Source organism: Herbiconiux sp. SALV-R1 (assembly GCF_013113715.1).
Classification (GTDB): Bacteria; Actinomycetota; Actinomycetes; order Actinomycetales; family Microbacteriaceae; genus Herbiconiux.
Window position 1 is genome coordinate 1,657,882 of record NZ_CP053344.1, and the last position, 17,856, is coordinate 1,675,737.

At 70.0% G+C, this 17,856-nt stretch carries 17 protein-coding genes and 1 tRNA gene; 1 reads left to right on the top strand and 17 read right to left on the bottom strand.

The features are described from left to right. Positions 1-3: 3 nt before the first annotated feature. The gene (locus HL652_RS08010) at positions 4-609 is read right to left on the bottom strand and encodes an ANTAR domain-containing response regulator (RefSeq protein WP_171704847.1); all 606 of its coding nucleotides are present in this window, start codon (positions 607-609) and stop codon (positions 4-6) included. Positions 610-648: 39 nt separating this feature from the next. Here HL652_RS08010 and HL652_RS08015 point away from each other — a divergent pair. Next, positions 649-731, top strand: a tRNA-Leu gene (locus HL652_RS08015). A 63-nt stretch (positions 732-794) separates the two neighbouring features. On the opposite strand, the gene HL652_RS08020 is transcribed toward HL652_RS08015, so the two are convergent. The 16 genes from HL652_RS08020 to vapB all read right to left on the bottom strand — a co-directional run bounded on the left by HL652_RS08020 (position 795) and on the right by vapB (position 17,800). Then, the gene (locus tag HL652_RS08020; RefSeq protein WP_171704848.1) at positions 795-1,565 is read right to left on the bottom strand and encodes a hypothetical protein; all 771 of its coding nucleotides are present in this window, start codon (positions 1,563-1,565) and stop codon (positions 795-797) included. Between the two features lie 165 nt (positions 1,566-1,730). Then, positions 1,731-3,176: a pyruvate kinase gene (pyk, locus tag HL652_RS08025; RefSeq protein WP_171704849.1), complete on the bottom strand. Its 1,446-nt coding sequence runs from the start codon at positions 3,174-3,176 to the stop codon at positions 1,731-1,733. A gap of 85 nt (positions 3,177-3,261) precedes the next feature. Then, positions 3,262-4,716: a glutamate synthase subunit beta gene (locus HL652_RS08030; protein ID WP_171704850.1), complete on the bottom strand. Its 1,455-nt coding sequence runs from the start codon at positions 4,714-4,716 to the stop codon at positions 3,262-3,264. Further along, on the bottom strand, positions 4,709-9,301 hold the full coding sequence (gltB, locus tag HL652_RS08035) for a glutamate synthase large subunit (protein ID WP_171704851.1): 4,593 nt from the start codon (positions 9,299-9,301) through the stop codon (positions 4,709-4,711). Before gltB ends, HL652_RS08030 begins: the two co-directional genes overlap by 8 nt. Before the next feature lie 191 nt (positions 9,302-9,492). Beyond that, complete coding sequence (gene trpA, locus HL652_RS08040; protein ID WP_171704852.1) at positions 9,493-10,317, bottom strand: tryptophan synthase subunit alpha; 825 nt, start codon at positions 10,315-10,317, stop codon at positions 9,493-9,495. Next, positions 10,314-11,564 (bottom strand): tryptophan synthase subunit beta, encoded by a 1,251-nt coding sequence (gene trpB / locus HL652_RS08045; protein WP_171704853.1) that lies wholly within the window; start codon positions 11,562-11,564, stop codon positions 10,314-10,316. The genes trpA and trpB overlap by 4 nt, the downstream gene beginning before the upstream one ends. After that, the gene (gene trpC / locus HL652_RS08050) at positions 11,561-12,334 is read right to left on the bottom strand and encodes an indole-3-glycerol phosphate synthase TrpC (RefSeq protein ID WP_171704854.1); all 774 of its coding nucleotides are present in this window, start codon (positions 12,332-12,334) and stop codon (positions 11,561-11,563) included. The genes trpB and trpC overlap by 4 nt, the downstream gene beginning before the upstream one ends. A gap of 5 nt (positions 12,335-12,339) precedes the next feature. Further along, positions 12,340-12,570, bottom strand: a complete 231-nt coding sequence (locus HL652_RS08055) for a DUF6704 family protein (RefSeq protein WP_171704855.1) — start codon at positions 12,568-12,570, stop codon at positions 12,340-12,342. Between the two features lie 36 nt (positions 12,571-12,606). After that, on the bottom strand, positions 12,607-13,302 hold the full coding sequence (locus HL652_RS08060) for a Trp biosynthesis-associated membrane protein (protein ID WP_171704856.1): 696 nt from the start codon (positions 13,300-13,302) through the stop codon (positions 12,607-12,609). Next, the gene (locus HL652_RS08065; RefSeq protein WP_171704857.1) at positions 13,302-14,837 is read right to left on the bottom strand and encodes an anthranilate synthase component I; all 1,536 of its coding nucleotides are present in this window, start codon (positions 14,835-14,837) and stop codon (positions 13,302-13,304) included. The genes HL652_RS08060 and HL652_RS08065 overlap by 1 nt, the downstream gene beginning before the upstream one ends. 4 nt (positions 14,838-14,841) lie before the next feature. Further along, a complete protein-coding gene (gene hisI / locus HL652_RS08070) occupies positions 14,842-15,198 on the bottom strand; it encodes a phosphoribosyl-AMP cyclohydrolase (RefSeq protein WP_171704858.1) in 357 nt (118 codons plus the stop codon). Next, the gene (gene hisF, locus HL652_RS08075) at positions 15,195-15,965 is read right to left on the bottom strand and encodes an imidazole glycerol phosphate synthase subunit HisF (RefSeq protein WP_171704859.1); all 771 of its coding nucleotides are present in this window, start codon (positions 15,963-15,965) and stop codon (positions 15,195-15,197) included. Before hisF ends, hisI begins: the two co-directional genes overlap by 4 nt. Further along, positions 15,965-16,804 carry an ATP phosphoribosyltransferase gene (gene hisG / locus HL652_RS08080; RefSeq protein WP_171704860.1) on the bottom strand — a complete coding sequence of 280 codons (840 nt, stop codon included), beginning with the start codon at positions 16,802-16,804 and terminating at the stop codon, positions 15,965-15,967. The genes hisF and hisG overlap by 1 nt, the downstream gene beginning before the upstream one ends. 61 nt (positions 16,805-16,865) lie before the next feature. Next, a complete protein-coding gene (locus HL652_RS08085; RefSeq protein WP_171704861.1) occupies positions 16,866-17,129 on the bottom strand; it encodes a phosphoribosyl-ATP diphosphatase in 264 nt (87 codons plus the stop codon). 39 nt (positions 17,130-17,168) lie between these two features. Continuing rightward, entirely contained in the window at positions 17,169-17,582 is a 414-nt protein-coding gene (locus HL652_RS08090) for a PIN domain nuclease (protein WP_171704862.1), read from the bottom strand. Next, positions 17,579-17,800 carry a type II toxin-antitoxin system VapB family antitoxin gene (gene vapB, locus HL652_RS08095; protein WP_171704863.1) on the bottom strand — a complete coding sequence of 74 codons (222 nt, stop codon included), beginning with the start codon at positions 17,798-17,800 and terminating at the stop codon, positions 17,579-17,581. Before vapB ends, HL652_RS08090 begins: the two co-directional genes overlap by 4 nt. Positions 17,801-17,856: the final 56 nt, after the last annotated feature.

The window sequence follows — 17,856 nt, forward strand, 5'->3', positions numbered from 1 at the left end:
ACCCTACTTCTTCGGCGACAGCTGCTCGATGATGGCCTGCGCCACGTCGTGCATGGTGAGCCGGCGATCCATCGACGCCTTCTGAATCCAGCGGAAGGCCTCGGGCTCCGTGAGCCCCATCTTCTCGTTGAGCAGGCCCTTGGCGCGGTCGACGAGCTTGCGGGTCTCGAAGCGCTCGACCAGATCGGCGACCTCGGCCTCGAGGGTGATGATCTGGGCGTAGCGCGAGAGTGCGATCTCGATCGCGGGCAGCAGGTCGTTGGGCGTGAACGGCTTCACCACGTAGGCGAGTGCGCCGGCCTCGGTGGCGCGCTCGACGAGCTCCTTCTGGCTGAAGGCGGTGAGCAGCACGACGGGGGCGATGTGATCTTTCGACAGCCGCTCGGCAGCCGAGATGCCGTCGAGCTGGGGCATCTTCACGTCCATGATGACCAGGTCGGGACGCAGCTCCGCGGCGAGGGCCACGGCGGTCTCGCCGTCTCCTGCCTCGCCGACGACCTCGAACCCGTTGTCGCGCAGGATCTCGACGATGTCGAGGCGGATCAGCGATTCGTCTTCGGCCACCACTACGCGGCGGGGCACTGCTGTCGTTGGTTCTTGGTCAGTCACGATTCAACCCTACGGTATTCTTGACCTCGCTCGTAGCAGGCCGGTGTGGCGGAATGGCAGACGCGGCGCACTCAAAATGCGCTGTCCGTGAGGGCGTGTGGGTTCGAGTCCCACCACCGGTACCGATCGAGCGGATGCGCGTGGGGGCGCGCACAGAACGCTCGGCCGGCACGAGAACGGTGGCGTCAGCCGATCGGCGTCGGGGTCACCGACGGCGTGGGTGCCGGGGTGGGCGTCGACGGCACCTCCGAGAAGATCGCGATCGGCACGTACTGGTGCACGATCTGCGTGGTGTACGTGTTCGACCCGGGCGAGTTCTCGTACGACAGCTGCAGGGCGAAGTCGAGCATCACGCCCTGGGTGTCGTCGGCGAGCACCCCGATCTGCTGCGACTCGAGCTGGAACCCGCCCTTCGGCGAGGTGATCAGCAGGCCGAGCCCCTGCTCCGAGCGCAGCGCCTCGGGGTCGAGGGTGACCTTCAGCGGGTCGGTGTTGAGGGTGTAGGCGGTCTGCACGGCACCGGATGCGGTGGTCGTCTGCGCGGTGACGGTGATGTTCGACATGTACACCCGGCGCTTCTGGTCGAAGGTCGCCTCGGCGGGCACGCGGTTGTCGTAGGCGCCGATGACGAAGGAGAAGCGCTTGTCGGCGAGCGGGGTCCAGTCGTGGGTCTTCTGCTCCGTCCAGACGTCGATCTTCAGCTGCAGCTGGTCGGCGATGTCGACGGTGGGGTGCACCGAGCCCATGTCGGTGAAGACGGAGGCGAACTGGAGGTCGGTGGCCGTCGCCTGGGTGCCGGTGGTGCCGGTCGAGGCATTCGTTCCGGCTCCCTGCACCGCGGGGGTGGGCTGGATGCCGAACAGGGGCATGATGGTCGAGCAGCCGGAGAGCGCGAGCGCGGTGGCGACGACGGCGGTCGCACCGACGGTGCGGAGGACGAGGCTGGTGCGCTGCATGGTGGTGTTCTTCCGTTCGGGTCGCAGGGCCTCGCGGTCGAGGCGCATCCGAAATCTAGCAGCGCGCATCCGCCCGAAAACGGCGATCGGCCAGGACCCGATCAAGTCTTGATCGAATCCTGGCCGAATCCTGAGCATCGGGCCCTGGAGGGCCTGTCAGCCCGATCAGGTGTCGAAGGTCTCCGGCTTCAGCGGGTTGTGGGCCGAGCCGATGACGTGCACGCGCATGTCGTTCGTGGTGCCGGCGACCCCGGGAGGGGACCCGGAGATGACGATGACCTTGTCGCCGAGCTGGGCGCGGCCGAGGCCGAGCAGCACGTCGTCGACCTGCACCATGAGCTCATCGGTGTGCTTCACGCGCGGCACCAGGTACGACTGCACGCCCCAGCTGAGCGACATGCGGTTGCGGATGCCGGGCAGCGGCGTGAACCCGAGGATGGGGATGGTGCTGCGCAGGCGCGTCATGCGGCGCACCGAGTCGCCCGACTCGGTGAAGACGCAGAGGAACTTGGCGCCCACGAAGTCGCCCACCTCGGCGGCGGCGAGCGTGACGGCGCCGCCCTGGGTGCGGGGCTTGGTGCCGAGCTCGGGGATGCGCTCGAGGCCGTGCTCCTCGGTCGACTCGATGATGCGCGCCATGGTCTGCACGGTGATGACGGGGAACTCGCCCACGCTGGTCTCACCCGAGAGCATGACCGCGTCGGCGCCGTCGAGCACCGCATTGGCGCAGTCGGAGGCCTCGGCGCGGGTGGGGCGGGGCGAGGAGATCATCGACTCGAGCACCTGGGTGGCGACGATGACGGGCTTCGCCATGCGGCGGGAGAGCTCGACGGCGCGCTTCTGCACGATCGGCACCGCCTCGAGCGGCAGCTCGACACCGAGGTCGCCGCGGGCGACCATGATGCCGTCGAAGGCGTCGATGATCTCCTCGAGGTTGTCGACGGCCTGCGGCTTCTCGATCTTGGCGATGACGGGAACGCGGCGCCCCTCTTCGTCCATGATGCGGTGCACGTCGACCACGTCGGCCGCGTCGCGCACGAACGACAGCGCGATGTAGTCGGCGCCGAGGTTGAGGCCCCAGCGCAGGTCGGCGACGTCCTTCTCGCTCATGGCGGGAACGTTCACGGCGACACCGGGCAGGTTGATGCCCTTGTTGTTCGACACGGCGCCCGGAACCTCGACGACCGTGGTGACGACGGTGCCGTCGGTCTCGAGCACCCGCAGCGCCACCTTGCCGTCGTCGATGAGCAGCGGGTCGCCCGGCTTCACGTCGTCGGGCAGGCCCTTGAAGGTGGTGGAGGAGATCTCCTTGGTGCCGATGATGTCGTCGATGGTGATCTTGAAGATGTCACCCTCGGCGAGGTCGTAGGGGCCGTTCTCGAACTTGCCGAGGCGGATCTTCGGGCCCTGCAGGTCGACCAGCACGGCGACGGCGCGGCCGGAGTCGTCGGCGGCCTGACGCACGTTCTTGTAGACGGCCTCGTGCACGTCGTAGCTGCCGTGGCTGAGGTTCATGCGAGCGACGTCGACGCCGGCATCGATGATGGCTCTGATGGTGTCATAGGTCGACGTTGCCGGCCCGAGGGTTGCGACGATCTTCGCGCGTCTCATCAGTGGTTACTGCTCCGAGTTCTGCGCCGGGGCGCATATGTGGTGGTGGGTGGAGGCTGTAGGTGGTTGGTCGGGGGCGAGGCTATCAGACCGAGATGGCGCGGTCGGTGGGCTTCACCGGGAAGGGCAGCTCGGTCGAACCCTCGAGGTAGCGGTCGACGGCGGATGCCGCTGCGCGGCCCTCGGCGATCGCCCAGACGATGAGCGACTGGCCGCGGCCGGCGTCACCGGCGACGAAGACACCGGGCACGGTGCTCTGGTAGTCGCCGTCGCGCTCGACGGTGCCGCGCTCGAAGCGGGTGCCGAGCTGACCGTCGAGCTGCTCCGACTCCGCTCCGGTGAAGCCGAGCGCGAGGAGCACCAGGTCGGCGGGGATCTCGTACTCGGTGCCGGCCTTCGGAACCCGGCGGCCGTCGAGGTACTCGGTCTCGGCGACGCGGATGGCCCGCACCTCGCCCGACTCGTTGGAGAGGAACTCGACGGTGGAGGCGAGGAACTTGCGGTCGCCGCCCTCCTCGTGCGCGCTCGCCACCTCGAACAGGTTGGGGAACATGGGCCAGGGCTGGTTCTCGGGCCGCTCCGCCGGGGGCTGCTTGCCGATGGCGAGGTTGGTCACCGAGAGCGCGCCCTGGCGGTGTGCGGTGCCGATGCAGTCGGCGCCGGTGTCGCCGCCGCCGAGCACCACGACGTGCTTGCCCTCGGCGTCGATCTGGCCGAGCAGGTCGTCGCCCGCTCCGACCTTGTTCTGCTGCACGAGGTACTCCATGGCGAAGTGCACGCCGTCGAGGTCGCGGCCCGGGATGGGCAGGTCGCGCGGCACGGTGGCGCCGGTGCAGACGATGACGGCGTCGTAGCGGGCGCGCAGGTCGTCCCAGGTGATGTCGACGCCGATCTCGATGCCGGCGCGGAAGCGGGTGCCCTCGGCCATCATCTGCGTGAGACGGGCCTCGAGGTGCTTCTTCTCCATCTTGAAGTCGGGGATGCCGTAGCGCAGCAGGCCGCCGATGCGGTCGTCGCGCTCGTACACCGCGACGGTGTGGCCGGCGCGGGTGAGCTGCTGGGCCGCCGCGAGGCCCGCGGGGCCGGAGCCGACGACGGCCACGGTCTTGCCGGTGAGGCGCTCCGGCGGGTGCGGTTGCACCCAGCCGTTCGCGAACGCCTGGTCGATGATCGACTGCTCCACCTGCTTGATGGTGACGGCGGGCTGGTTGATGCCGAGCACGCACGACGACTCGCACGGGGCCGGGCAGAGCCGGCCGGTGAACTCCGGGAAGTTGTTCGTGGCGTGCAGCCGCTCGATGGCCTGACGGCCCTCGTCGCGCCAGGTGAGGTCGTTCCACTCGGGGATGAGGTTGCCGAGCGGGCAGCCATGGTGGCAGAACGGGATGCCGCAATCCATGCAGCGCCCGGCCTGACGCCTGACCGTGGCCATGTCGCCCTGCTCGTAGACCTCTTTCCAGTCCATGAGCCGGAGCGAGACCGGCCGGCGGGCGGGGAGCTCGCGCTCCTGCGTCTTCAGGAAGCCCTTGGGATCAGCCACCTGTCACCTCCAAAATACGTCCCCAGACGACGTCGCCGTCGGGGTCGAGTCCTTCTTCGACTGCTTCCTGGCGGGTCGCCAGCACCGCCGCGTAGTCGCGGGGCAGAACCTTCGTGAACCGGGAGATCGTCTCGTCGAAGTCGGCGAGCATCCGTGCCGCCAGCGTCGACCCGGTCTCGGCGACGTGACGCTCGAGCAGGTCGCGCACGATCTCGACGTCGGCGCTGCCGAGCGGCAGCAGCTGCAGCTCGCCCGAGCTCAGCGAGTCGGCGTTCACACGCTCGGGGTTGAGCTCGTGGATGTAGGCGGTGCCGCCCGACATGCCCGCGCCGAGGTTGCGGCCGGTGGAGCCCAGGATGAGCGCGAGACCACCGGTCATGTACTCGAGCGCGTGGTCGCCCACGCCCTCGACCACCGCGGTGGCGCCGGAGTTGCGCACCAGGAACCGCTCCCCCACGATGCCGCGGAGGAAGAGGCTGCCCCGGGTGGCGCCGTAGCCGATGACGTTGCCGGCGATGACGTTGCGCTCGGCCGGGAAGATCGAGTTGCGGTCGGGCCGCAGCACGATCTGGCCGCCGGAGAGACCCTTGCCGACGTAGTCGTTCGAGTCGCCCTCGAGGCGCAGCGTGATGCCGGAGGGCAGGAACGCACCGAGCGACTGGCCGGCCGAGCCGAGCAGGGTCACCTGGATGGTGCCGTCGGGCAGGCCGTGCTCGCCGTGGCGCTTCGTCACCTCGTGACCGAGCATGGTGCCGACGGCGCGCTCGGTGTTGCGGATGGGAAGCGTGATGGCAACGGGCTCCGCGTGGTCGAGCGCGGCGCCCGCCTCGTGGATGAGGCGCACGTCGAAGTGCTTCTCGAGCTCGTGCTCCTGCGCGCGGTGGTTCGAGCGCGGCTCGTCGGGCGCGAAGTGCGGGCCGACGAGCACCGGGCTGAGGTCGAGGCCCTCGGTCTTGTAGTGCTCGATCGCCGCGTTCACGTCGAGCAGCTCGTTGTGGCCGATGGCCTCCTCGAGCGAACGGAAGCCGAGCTCGGCGAGGTACTCGCGCACCTCCTGGGCGAGGAACTCGAAGAAGTTCACCACGAACTCGGGCTTGCCCGAGAAGCGGGCGCGGAGCTCCGGGTTCTGCGTGGCGACGCCCACCGGGCAGGTGTCGAGGTGGCAGACGCGCATCATGACGCAGCCCTCCACGACGAGCGGCGCGGTGGCGAAGCCGAACTCCTCGGCACCGAGCAGCGCGCCGACGATGACGTCGCGACCGGTCTTCATCTGACCGTCGACCTGCACGACGACGCGGTCGCGCATGCCGTTCAGCATGAGGGTCTGCTGGGTCTCGGCGAGGCCGATCTCCCAGGGCGTTCCCGCGTGCTTCAGCGAGTTCAGCGGGCTCGCGCCGGTGCCGCCGTCGTGGCCCGAGACGAGAACGACGTCGGCGAGGGCCTTCGTGACCCCCGCGGCGACCGCGCCGATGCCGTTCTGGCTCACCAGCTTCACGTGCACGCGGGCCTCGGGGTTGGCGCGCTTGACGTCGAAGATGAGCTGCTTGAGGTCTTCGATGGAGTAGATGTCGTGGTGCGGGGGCGGCGAGATGAGGCCGACACCGGCGGTGGCGTGACGCGTGCGCGCCACCCACGGGTACACCTTGGTGGGCGGCAGCTGGCCGCCTTCGCCGGGCTTCGCGCCCTGCGCCATCTTGATCTGGATGTCGGTGGCGTGCGTGAGGTACATGCTCGTCACACCGAACCGGCCCGAGGCGACCTGCTTGATCGCGCTGCGCCGCTCGGGGTCGAGCAGACGGTCGACGTCTTCTCCGCCCTCGCCGGTGTTCGACTTGCCGCCGAGGCGGTTCATCGCGATGGCGAGGGTCTCGTGGGCCTCCTTCGAGATGGAGCCGTAGCTCATCGCGCCGGTGGAGAAGCGCTTCACGATCGACTCGATCGGCTCGACCTCGTCGATCGGCACGGCCTCGCGCACGCCGCCGCGCAGCTTGAACAGCCCGCGCAGGGTGAGCAGGTGCTCGGCCTGGTCGTCGACCAGCGTGGTGTACTCGCGGAAGATGTCGTACCGGCGGGCGCGCGTGGCGTGCTGCAGCCGGAACACCGTGTCGGGGTTGAACAGGTGGGGCGGGCCCTCGCGGCGCCACTGGTACTCGCCGCCGACCAGGAGCGGTTCGTGGGCGGTGACCGCTGCGTCTTCGGGGAAGGCTGCGGCATGGCGCGCGGCGCTCTCCGCGGCGATGACGTCGATGCCGACACCGCCGAGCTTCGAGGAGGTGCCGGTGAAGTACTCGTCGACGAACTCGGGCGCGAGGCCGACCGCCTCGAAGGTCTGGGCTCCCGCGTACGACGACACGGTGGAGATGCCCATCTTCGACATGATCTTGAGCACGCCCTTGCCGAGCGCCTTGATGACGTTCTTCACAGCCTTCTCGGGCGTGACGCCGGTGAGCACACCGGCGCGCACCAGGTTCTCGACCGACTCCATGGCGAGGTACGGGTTGATCGCAGACGCGCCGTACCCGATGAGCAGCGCGACGTGGTGCACCTCGCGCACGTCGCCGGCCTCGACGATCAGACCCACCTTCATGCGGGTCTGCTTGCGGATGAGGTGGTGATGCACGCCGGCGAGCATGAGCAGCGACGGCACGGGCGCGAACTCGCGGTTCGAGTCGCGGTCGGAGAGCACGATGAACTCGGCGCCGTTCTCGATGGCCTCGTCGGCCTCGGCGCACATCGCGGCGATGCGGTTCTGCATCGCCTTCTCGCCCTCGTCGACCCGGTAGAGGCCGCGGATGGTCGTGGTGAGCCGGCTGCCCGAGCGCGGGTCGATGTGCTGGATCTTCGCCAGCTCGTCGTTGTCGATCACCGGGAAGTCGAGGATGACCTGCCGGGTGTGCTCGGGGGTCGCTGCGAGCAGGTTGCGCTCGGGCCCGAGGCCGAGGCGGAGGCTCGTGACGACCTCTTCACGGATGCTGTCGAGCGGCGGGTTCGTCACCTGCGCGAACTGCTGGGTGAAGTAGTCGAAGAGCAGGCGCGGGCGCTCGCTCAGCACGGCGATCGGCGTGTCGGAGCCCATGGCGCCGAGCGGCTCGGCAGCGTTCTTGGCCATCGGGGTGAGGAGGATGCGGATCTCCTCCTCGGTGTAGCCGAAGGTCTTCTGGCGCCGGGTGACCGAGGCGGGCGTGTGCACGATGTGCTCACGCTCGGGCAGGTCGCGCAGGTTGATGCGCCCCTCCTCGAGCCACGCCGCGTAGGGCTCGGCCGAGGCGAGCTCGGCCTTGATCTCGTCGTCTTCGATCAGGCGGCCGGCCGCCGTGTCGACGAGGAACATCTTGCCGGGGCGGAGCCGCCCCTTCCGCACGACCTTCGAGGGGTCGATGTCGGGGCTCACGCCGATCTCACTGGCGAGCACGACGAGGCCGTCGTCGGTGATGAGGTAACGGCCGGGGCGGAGCCCGTTGCGGTCGAGGGTGGCGCCGACCAGCGTGCCGTCGGTGAAGATGAGAGCGGCCGGGCCGTCCCACGGCTCCATGAGCATGGAGTGGTACTCGTAGAAGGCGCGGCGCGCCTCTTCGAAGTCGTTCTGGTTCTCCCACGCCTCGGGAACCATCATCATGATGGCGTGCGGCAGTGAGCGGCCGGCGAGGGTGAGCAGTTCCACCACCTCGTCGAAGGAGCCGGAGTCGCTGAGGCCCGGCGTGACGATGGGGTACAGCGGCGACAGGTCGCCGAGCAGCTCCGACTCGAGCTGGGACTGGCGCGCGCGCATCCAGTTGCGGTTGCCCTGCACGGTGTTGATCTCGCCGTTGTGCGCCATCATGCGCAGCGGCTGCGCGAGCGGCCACGACGGGAAGGTGTTCGTGGAGTAGCGCGAGTGCACCAGCGCGAGCTTCGAGGCGAAGCGCTCGTCGGAGAGGTCGGGGTAGAACGGCTCGAGCTGCAGCGTCGTGACCATGCCCTTGTAGGTGATGGTGCGGCACGACAGCGACATGAAGTACACCTCGTGCTGCAGCTCGGCACGCTTGCGCAGCCGGAACGCCTGGCGGTCGAGCGCGAGGCCCGAGAGCGTGGCGCCCGACTCGGTGGTGCGGGTCGACTGCACGAACAGCTGCCAGATGGCGGGCATGGCGTCGCGGGCCAGGCGGCCGAGCTCGTCGGGGCGCACGGGCACCTCACGCCAGCCGAGCACGACGAGGTCTTCCTCGGCGGCGAGGTCGTGGATGCGCTGCTGCACCGCCTCGCGCTCGGTCGCGTCGAGCGGGAGGAAGGCGTTGCCCACCGCGTACCGGCCGACGGGCGGCAGCTCGACGGGCGCGACGGCGCGCAGGAACGCGTCGGGGATCTGGGTGAGGATGCCGGCGCCGTCGCCGGTACCCGCGTCGGAGCCGATGGCGCCGCGGTGCTCGAGGTTGCGCAGCGCGCCGAGGGCCGTGTCGATGATGTCGTGACCGGCGGTGCCGCGGAGCGTGGCCACCATGGCCAGTCCGCAGGCGTCTTTCTCCGTGCGCGGGTCGTACAGGCCCTGGGCGGCGGGAAGCGTGCTGAAGCTGAAGCTCGGGCTGTTCGGGGTGGGCTGTTCGGCCATGCAGAACCGTCCTCTACGTGAATTTCTGAGGGAACTGGGACGACGATGGCCCAAGGGGATGTCTAGGTGCCCACCGGCGTCTGTGGACCGCGTGTGGTGAACGGAGCGCCGGTCGATTCTACCTCAGCGCGCTCGGGGTGCCGTTCCCGCCCCCTGTTCGAGGGGGCGGTCGGCGCGGGGTTGGGCTGAGCCTATCGCTTGGTGCCTTCGGCGAGCGAGGCGGCGAGCTTCCCGACGGCGGGGACTCCCCCGTCGGCGAGGGCCTTGACGAGGGCCGAACCGACGATGGCGCCGTCGGCGTAGCCGAGGATCTCGGCGATCTGATCGGCGGTCGAGATGCCGATGCCCACGGCGAGGCTGTCGCCGCCCTGGGCTCGGAGGCGGTCGACGAGCTTGCGGGCCGCGGCGTCGAGATCGGCGCGTGCCCCCGTGATGCCCATCGTCGAGACGGTGTAGACGAAGCCGCGGCTGTTCTCGATCGCGAGGCGCAGGCGCTCGTCGCTCGAGGTGGGGGCGGCGAGGAAGACGCGGTCGAGGCCGGTGCGGTCGCTCGTGGCGAGCCAGTCGGCACCGGAGTCGACGGTGAGGTCGGGCGTGATGAGCCCGGCTCCCCCGGCCGAGACCAGGTCGTCGGCGAAACGGTCGACGCCGTACTGCAGCACCGGGTTCCAGTACGTCATGAGCAGCACGGGTGCGTCGACGCGGGAACGGATGCGCTCCACGGCCGTGAAGGCGTCACGCAGTCGCACCCCCTTCTCGAGCGCCTCGACGGTGGCGGCCTGGATGACCGGGCCGTCCATCACCGGGTCGGAGTACGGCAGCCCGAGCTCGAGCACGTCGACGCCGTTCTCGACCAGGGCGACCGCGGCGTCGACGCTCTCGTCGAGCGAGGGGTAGCCCACGGGGAGGTAGCCGACAAAGGCGCCGGCGCGGTCGGTGTTCGCCCGCGCGATGGTCGAGGCCACGGGCGACTCGGGTGCCGAGACGGAGGCGGGGGCGGCGGCGGTGTCGCTCATACCTTCGCGTCTCCGTTCTCGTCGAGCACGTCGAAGTAGCGCCCCGCGGTCTCGACGTCTTTGTCGCCGCGGCCCGAGAGCGACACCAGGATGGTGGCGTCGGGGCCGAGCTCGCGGCCGAGCTCGATCGTGCCGGCCAGCGCGTGCGACGACTCGATGGCGGGGATGATGCCCTCGGTCGTGCAGAGCAGACGGAACGCCTGCATCGCGGCGTCGTCGGTGACCGGACGGTAGCTGGCGCGGCCGATCGAGGCCAGCCAGGCGTGCTCGGGGCCGACGCCCGGGTAGTCGAGACCCGCCGAGATGGAGTGCGAGTCGAGGGTCTGGCCGTCGTCGTCTTGCAGCATGATGCTGCGCGAGCCGTGCAGCACTCCGGGGCGGCCCTTGGTGATGGTCGCCGCGTGCTTCTCGGTGTCGACGCCGAGCCCCGCCGCCTCGTAGCCGTAGAGGCCCACCGAGGCGTCGTCGAGGAAGGCGTGGAAGATGCCGATCGCGTTCGATCCACCGCCGACACAGGCGGTCACCGCATCCGGAAGCGACCCGGTGAGGTCGATGACCTGCTGGCGCGCCTCCTCGCCGATGACCTTCACGAAGTCGCGCACCATGACGGGGAACGGGTGCGGGCCTGCCACCGTGCCGAGCAGGTAGTGCGTCGACTCGACGTTCGCCACCCAGTCCCGGAAGGCCTCGTTGAGGGCGTCTTTCAGCGTGCGGGTGCCGCTCGTGACCGGGATGACCTCGGCGCCGAGCAGCCGCATGCGGGCGACGTTGAGCGCCTGACGCTCGGTGTCGACCTCGCCCATGTAGACCACGCACTCCATGCCGAACAGCGCAGCGGCGGTGGCGGTGGCGACACCGTGCTGGCCGGCGCCGGTCTCGGCGATGAGGCGGTGCTTGCCGATGCGCTTGGCGAGCAGCGCCTGACCGAGCACGTTGTTGATCTTGTGCGAGCCGGTGTGGTTGAGGTCTTCGCGCTTCAGCAGGATGCGCGCGCCGCCGGCGTGCTTCGCGAACCGCGGCACCTCGGTGATGATCGACGGCCGGCCGGTGTAGCCGCGGCCGAGCTCGGCGAGCTCGCGGTGGAACTCGGGGTCGAGCTTGGCCAGCTGGTAGGCCTCGTCGAGCTCGTCGAGCGCGGCGATGAGCGACTCGGGCATGAAGCGCCCGCCGAACTCGCCGAAGAAGGGGCCCGACTCGGCGCGCAGGGCGCCGACGGCTGCCAGGTCTGCAGGGGTGGGATCGGTCATGCGGAAAGGAACTCCTTCAGCGTCGCCGCCGGGTCGGCACCGGTGACCAGTGCCTCGCCGATGAGCACGACGTCGGCGCCGGAGGCGCGGTAGTGCGCCACGTCGGCCGGGGTCTTGACGGCGGATTCGGCGACCTTCACGGTGCCGTCGGGGATGCGCTCGGCGAGCCGGCCGAACAGGTCGGGGTCGAGCTCGAAGGTGCTGAGGTCGCGGGCGTTGACACCCACGAGGTCGGCACCGAGGTCGACGGCGCGCGACACCTCGACGGCGTCGTGGGTCTCGACCAGGGGGGTCATGCCGAGCGAGCGGATGAACTCGTGGAGGCGCGAGAGCGTGGGCTGGTCGAGCGCGGCGACGATGAGGAGCACCAGATCGGCGCCCGCGGCGCGCGCCTCGAGCACCTGGTACTCGGTGGCGATGAAGTCTTTGCGCAGCACCGGCACCGGCACCGCGGCGCGCACGGCCTCGAGGTCGGCGAGCGAGCCCTTGAACTTGCGGCCCTCGGTGAGCACGCTGATGGCGCTCGCACCGGCACCGGAATAGAGCGAGGCGAGCACGGCGGGGTCGGGGATCTCGGCGAGGTCACCGCGCGACGGGCTCGCACGCTTGACCTCGGCGATGATCTTCACCCGCTCGGCGGGGGCGAGCGCCGCGAGGGCGTCGAGGGCTGCGGCGCGCGCGAGGGCTGCGGTCTCGACCTCGGAGAGACTCCTGGTCAGCTGACGCTCCGCCGCGTCCTCGAGCGCTCCGGCTACGAGATCGGCGAGCACCTGGGTCAGTGCTCCTTCGCGGCCGTGCGGGAGCCGTTCACACCGTAGCCGGCCTTCGACAGCGCGAAGCCGAGGATGAAACCGAACACGGTGAGGCCCGCCGAGGCCCAGACCAGCCACTGGATGTCGAAGAAGAAGGCGACGGTACCGATGGCGATGCCGATCAGCGAGACGACGACGGCCGTCCATGCAGCGACGGAGTGGCCTTCGCCCAGTTCATCCTCTTCGTGGCTCATCGATCTCTTCCTGTCGTCGGGTGGTTCCGGTCAAGTCTATCGGGTGGGGTCGGAGCCGCGTGTCAGGCGGTCCCAGTCGTCGACCGCCGCGTCGCGTCGCGCGGCGGCGTCCGGACGCGACGCGGCGTCGGGCGCGCCGGAGCCGGATGCCTCGTCCGGCTCGCCCTCGTCGAAGAAGTCCCCTGGATCGGAGCTCTGCCGCCCGTCGGCCGACTCGAAGGTGACGGCCTGGTACTTGCGCCCGGCGGCCGGCCAGCGGCGCACGGTGACGATCACCAGGAGACCGGCGACGACCATGAGCGCCCCGAGCACCACGCTGACGGCGGGCCACGGTGTCTCGGACCCGACGGTCGCGAGCTCGCGGATCGACGTGGTGCCCGCCACGCCCGTGCTGGTCGTGACGACGGAGGCGCCCGCTCCGACCGGGTCGGAGAGCGCCCCGATGGCCGACCAGAGCACGCTCACGCCGAGCAGCACCTCGAGCGCGCCGAGCACGATGCGCACGAGCGGTCCGGCGATCGCCAGTGCCCCGGCGAGGGCGATGCCCGCGAGCCCGAGGGCCGAGAGCGCCGGTGCGGCGACCGAGCCCGGCACGTCGAGCACGGTGTCGGTGGTGGGCGACGCCACGAGCACGAGCGTGCCCCACGACTGCGACCAGGCGAGGAAGGTCAGCGCCGAGAGCAGCAGGATGCCGAGGATGGAGAAGACCTTGAGACGCCGGGCACCGCCCATCAGCGCACCCTCGTCATCGCGTTCGCGACGGCGACCGCGCGCAGCGGCGCCGCCGCCTTGTTCACCGACTCCTGGAACTCGCTCGCCGGGTCGGAGTCGGCGACGAGCCCGCCGCCCGCCTGCACCCGGGCCACACCGTCGCGGATGGTGGCGGTGCGGATGGCGATCGCCACGTCGGCGTCGCCCCCGAACGCGAAGTACCCCACGACACCGCCGTAGAGGCCGCGCTGCGCCGGTTCGAGCTCGTCGATGATCTCCAGCGCCCTCGGCTTGGGCGCGCCCGAGAGCGTGCCGGCCGGGAAGGTCGCCCGGAACACGTCGATCGCGTCGACGCCGTCGCGCAGCTGACCCTCCACCGAGGAGACGATGTGCATGATGTGGCTGAACCGCTCCACCCGCATGAACTCGGTGACCTCGACCGAGGAGGCCTCGCAGACCTTGAGCAGATCGTTGCGGGCGAGGTCGACCAGCATGAGGTGCTCGGCGCGCTCCTTGTCGTCGGCGAGCAGCTCGCGCTCCAGCTCGACGTCGTGCTGCGGCGTGTCGCCCCGCGGCCGGGAGCCCGCGATCGGGTGCGTGTGCGCCCGCCCCTTCTCCACCTTCACCAGCGCCTCGGGGCTCGAGCCCACGATCTGGTAGGGCGTGCCGTCGGTGTCGACGAGGGTGAGCAGGTACATGTACGGGCTCGGGTTGAGGGTGCGCAGCGCCCGGTAGACGTCGATCGGATGCGCGGGGCAGTCGAGCTCGAAACGCTGGCCGATCACCACCTGGAAGATGTCGCCCTCGCGGATGTGCTCCTTGGCCACCTCGATGGCCTGCAGGAAATCGGCGCGCTCGGTGCGCGCATCCGGAACCGCCGTCACCGAGAAGTCGGCGGTGGCGAGCCACGCCTCGGCCGGCTGGGCGAGCGACGACTGCAGGGCGTCGAGCCGCTGCTGCGACTCGGCCCACAGCTCGTCGGCGCTCTCCGCCTCGCGGTCGGCGAGCACGGTGACGACGAGCTGCACGGTGCCGAGCACGTGGTCGACCACGACGAGCTCCGACACGAACGACAGCGCCTGGCTCGGGATGCGGTAGTCGGCGGGCGGGCGGTTCGGCAGGCGCTCCAGCTGACGCACGGTCTCCCAGCCGATGAACCCGACGAGCCCGCCGGTGAGCGGCGGGTGCGAGGGCACCGACGGGGTCTTCCAGTGCTCGTAGAGGGCGCTCACGGCCTCGAGCGGTGCGTCGGGGAGCCCCGCGGGCAGCACGCGCTCGATCGGCAGGCCGAGGTCGAGCCAGACCGCCCTGTCGTCGTCTTCGGTGAGCAGTCCGAAGCTGGAGACGCCGATGAAGGAGAAGCGCGACCAGACGCCGCCCTGCTCCGCCGACTCGAGGAGGAAGGTGCCGGGGCGGCCGTCGGCGAGCTTGCGGTAGATGCCGACGGGGGTCTCGCCGTCGGCGTAGAGCTCGCGGATCACCGGGATCACGCGGTGCCCGGCGTGCAGCGCGTCGAAGTCGGCGCGGGAGGTCGTGGAGGCGGGGATGGTGGTCATCGTCCTACGAGTCTCCCACCAGCACGACGGGCTCGAGCGGGTCGACGTCGAAGCAGCGGCGCGCGCCCGTGTGGCATGCGGCGCCGATCTGGTCGACCTCGACGAGGAGCGTGTCGGCATCGCAGTCGAGGGCCGCGCTCTTCACGTACTGCACGTGGCCCGAGGTGTCCCCCTTGCGCCAGTACTCCTGGCGCGACCGCGACCAGAAGGTCACCCGGCCCTCGGTGAGGGTGCGGCGCAGCGCCTCGGCGTTCATGTAGCCGAGCATGAGCACCTCCTTGGTGTCCCACTGCTGGATGATGGCGGGGAGGAGTCCCTTCTCGTCGAAGGTCACCCGCTCGAGCACGTCGTCGACGCTCATCGCACGACCACCCCTTCTCGTCTCAGCTCGTCCTTGACCTGGCCCACCGTCATCTCGCGCAGGTGGAAGACGGATGCGGCGAGCACCGCATCCGCGCCCGCTGCGACGGCCTGGCCGAAGTGCTCCACCGCTCCCGCTCCGCCCGAGGCGATGACGGGAACGCTGCTCACCTCGCGCATGAGGCGCACCAGCTCGAGGTCGAAGCCGTCTTTGGTGCCGTCGGCGTCGATGGAGTTGACGAGGAGCTCCCCCGCTCCGCGGCGGATCGCCTCCTCGGCCCACTCCAGGGCGTCGAGCTCGGTCTCGCGGCGGCCGCCGTGCGTCGTGACCACGAAGCCCGAGGGCGTGCGACCGGGCTCCGCGGTGCGCTTGACGTCGAGCGAGAGCACGAGCACCTGCGCGCCGAAGCGGTCGGCGATCTCGTCGATGAGCTGGGGGCGGGCGATGGCGGCGCTGTTCACGCCCACCTTGTCGGCGCCCGAGGCGAGCAGGCGCGCCACGTCGGCGTCGGAGCGCACTCCCCCGCCGACCGTGAGCGGGATGAAGACCTGCTCGGCCGTCTGGCGCACCACGTCGTACATGGTGGCCCGGTCGTCGACGGTGGCGGTGACGTCGAGGAAGGTGAGCTCGTCGGCGCCCTGCTCGGAGTAGAGCTTCGCGAGCTCGACGGGGTCGCCGGCGTCGCGCAGGTTCTCGAAGTTCACGCCCTTCACGACGCGGCCGGCCGCCACGTCGAGGCAGGGGATGACGCGTACGGCGAGCGACATCAGATCCTCGCCGCGTGGATCGGGCTGACCAGGATGGCCCGGGCGCCGACGGCGTACAGCGCGTCCATCACCTGGTTGGTGTCGGTGCGCGGCACCATGGCGCGCACGGCGACCCAGTCGCGGTCGTGCAGCGGCGAGACCGTGGGCGACTCGATGCCGGGGGTCAGCGCGACCGCCTCGTCGAGCTGGGCGACGGGCACGTCGTAGTCCATCAGCACGTACTGGCGGGCCACGAGCACACCCTGCAGGCGGCGCAGCAGCGTCTCCGCACCGGGGTGCTCGGAGCCCGAGCTGATGAGCACGGCGGTCGATTCGAGGATGACGGGGCCGAAGATCTCGAGGCCGGCCTTCTTCAGGGTGCCGCCGGTGGAGACCACGTCGGCCACCGCATCCGCGACGCCCAGGCGCACCGCGGATTCGACGGCGCCGTCGAGGCGCACCAGGCTCGTGGTGATGCCGTGGCTCTTCAGGAAGGCGCCGACGAGGCCGGGGTAGCTGGTGGCGACCCGGGCACCCTGCAGGTCGGCGAGCTCGATCGCCGTGCCCTGGGGGCGGGCGAAGCGGAAGGTCGACTCGCCGAAGAGCAGAGCCGCGACCTCGGTGGCGGGCGACTCGGAGTCGAGCAGCAGGTCGCGGCCGGTGATGCCCACGTCGAGGGCGCCGGAGCCGACGTAGGTGGCGATGTCGCGCGGGCGCAGGTAGAAGAACTCGACGCCGTTGCGCGGGTCGGCGGTGACGAGTTCACGGGAGTCGCGACGCCCGTGGTAGCCCGCCTCGGCGAGCATCTGGGCGGCGGTGTCGGAGAGGGAGCCCTTGTTGGGCACCGCGATCTTGAGCATTCTGGGGTCTTTCGAGGGAGTCGGGTGAGATCGCGCGCAGATCGGGCTCTGCCGGGCCTCGTCAGAGATGTCGGTAGACGTCGGTGGGCGTCAGGCCCTTGGCGAGCATCAGCACCTGCAGGTGGTACAGCAGCTGCGAGATCTCCTCGGCGGTGTTCTCGTCGGACTCGTACTCGGCGGCCATCCACACCTCGGCGGCCTCCTCGACGATCTTCTTGCCGATGGTGTGCACACCGGCATCGAGCTCGCGCACGGTACCGGACCCGTCAGGCCGCTCGACGGCCTTCACGGAGAGCTCGAGGAACAGCTCGTCGAAAGTCTTCACCCCACCAGGGTACCGGTGCCGAAGCCCCCTCCCGCGCCGTCACCCATCCGCCAGCGCCAGCCGCTCGACCTCCTGACCCGTGAGCCCCGCGATGAGGTCGAAGTCTTTGTCGAGATGCAGCACCGTGAGACGCGACGCCTCCGCCGTCGCCGCGATGAGCAGATCGGCGAGCGACGCCGACCTGTGGAGGCCCCGGTCGGCGAGGAAGCCCTGCACCTGATGCGCACGTTCCTCGATCGCCGGGGTGAGATTCGCGACGATCAGAGACGAGACCGGAGGCAGCTGGAAGATCGAGGCGAAGTCAGCTCCCGATCGGGCGGAGTACCCGAGTTCGAGCCTGGTGACCACGCAGATGTGCACCAGGCCGCGCTCGATTCGCTCGGCCCAGAGAGCGGGGTCTTCACTCACGGACAGCCGTGCGAGTGCCGACTTGTCGATGAGCCACTCGGTCATCGCCAGGCGTCGTTCATGAGGTCGTCGTCGAGGAGCCCGGAGAACAGCTTCTCCGAGCGCACGAGATCGTCGACGGTCACGGTCGACTTGACTCGCCTGGCCTCGCTGATGAGCTGACGGCGAACGTACTCGGCTCGGGAGAGACCGAGGACTGCTGCCTGGGCGTCGATATCGGCGACGACATCATCGGGGACGTCGCGGATGAGCAGATCGGACATCACACTCCTTTCGCTCGGATATCCCACGATATCACGGCATGCCTCGCGCAGGAAGG

Bases quoted from the DNA above. Each gene is read 5' to 3' on its own strand.
- trpA (WP_171704852.1), bottom strand. From the start codon at position 10,317: ATGAGCGACACCGCCGCCGCCCCCGCCTCCGTCTCGGCACCCGAGTCG.
- gltB (WP_171704851.1), bottom strand. From the start codon at position 9,301: ATGGCCGAACAGCCCACCCCGAACAGCCCGAGCTTCAGCTTCAGCACG.
- HL652_RS08055 (WP_171704855.1), bottom strand. From the start codon at position 12,570: ATGAGCCACGAAGAGGATGAACTGGGCGAAGGCCACTCCGTCGCTGCA.
- hisG (WP_171704860.1), bottom strand. From the start codon at position 16,804: ATGCTCAAGATCGCGGTGCCCAACAAGGGCTCCCTCTCCGACACCGCC.
- pyk (WP_171704849.1), bottom strand. From the start codon at position 3,176: ATGAGACGCGCGAAGATCGTCGCAACCCTCGGGCCGGCAACGTCGACC.
- HL652_RS08020 (WP_171704848.1), bottom strand. From the start codon at position 1,565: ATGCAGCGCACCAGCCTCGTCCTCCGCACCGTCGGTGCGACCGCCGTC.
- HL652_RS08090 (WP_171704862.1), bottom strand. From the start codon at position 17,582: ATGACCGAGTGGCTCATCGACAAGTCGGCACTCGCACGGCTGTCCGTG.
- vapB (WP_171704863.1), bottom strand. From the start codon at position 17,800: ATGTCCGATCTGCTCATCCGCGACGTCCCCGATGATGTCGTCGCCGAT.
- HL652_RS08060 (WP_171704856.1), bottom strand. From the start codon at position 13,302: ATGGGCGGTGCCCGGCGTCTCAAGGTCTTCTCCATCCTCGGCATCCTG.
- HL652_RS08065 (WP_171704857.1), bottom strand. From the start codon at position 14,837: ATGACCACCATCCCCGCCTCCACGACCTCCCGCGCCGACTTCGACGCG.
- trpB (WP_171704853.1), bottom strand. From the start codon at position 11,564: ATGACCGATCCCACCCCTGCAGACCTGGCAGCCGTCGGCGCCCTGCGC.
- hisF (WP_171704859.1), bottom strand. From the start codon at position 15,965: ATGTCGCTCGCCGTACGCGTCATCCCCTGCCTCGACGTGGCGGCCGGC.
- hisI (WP_171704858.1), bottom strand. From the start codon at position 15,198: ATGAGCGTCGACGACGTGCTCGAGCGGGTGACCTTCGACGAGAAGGGA.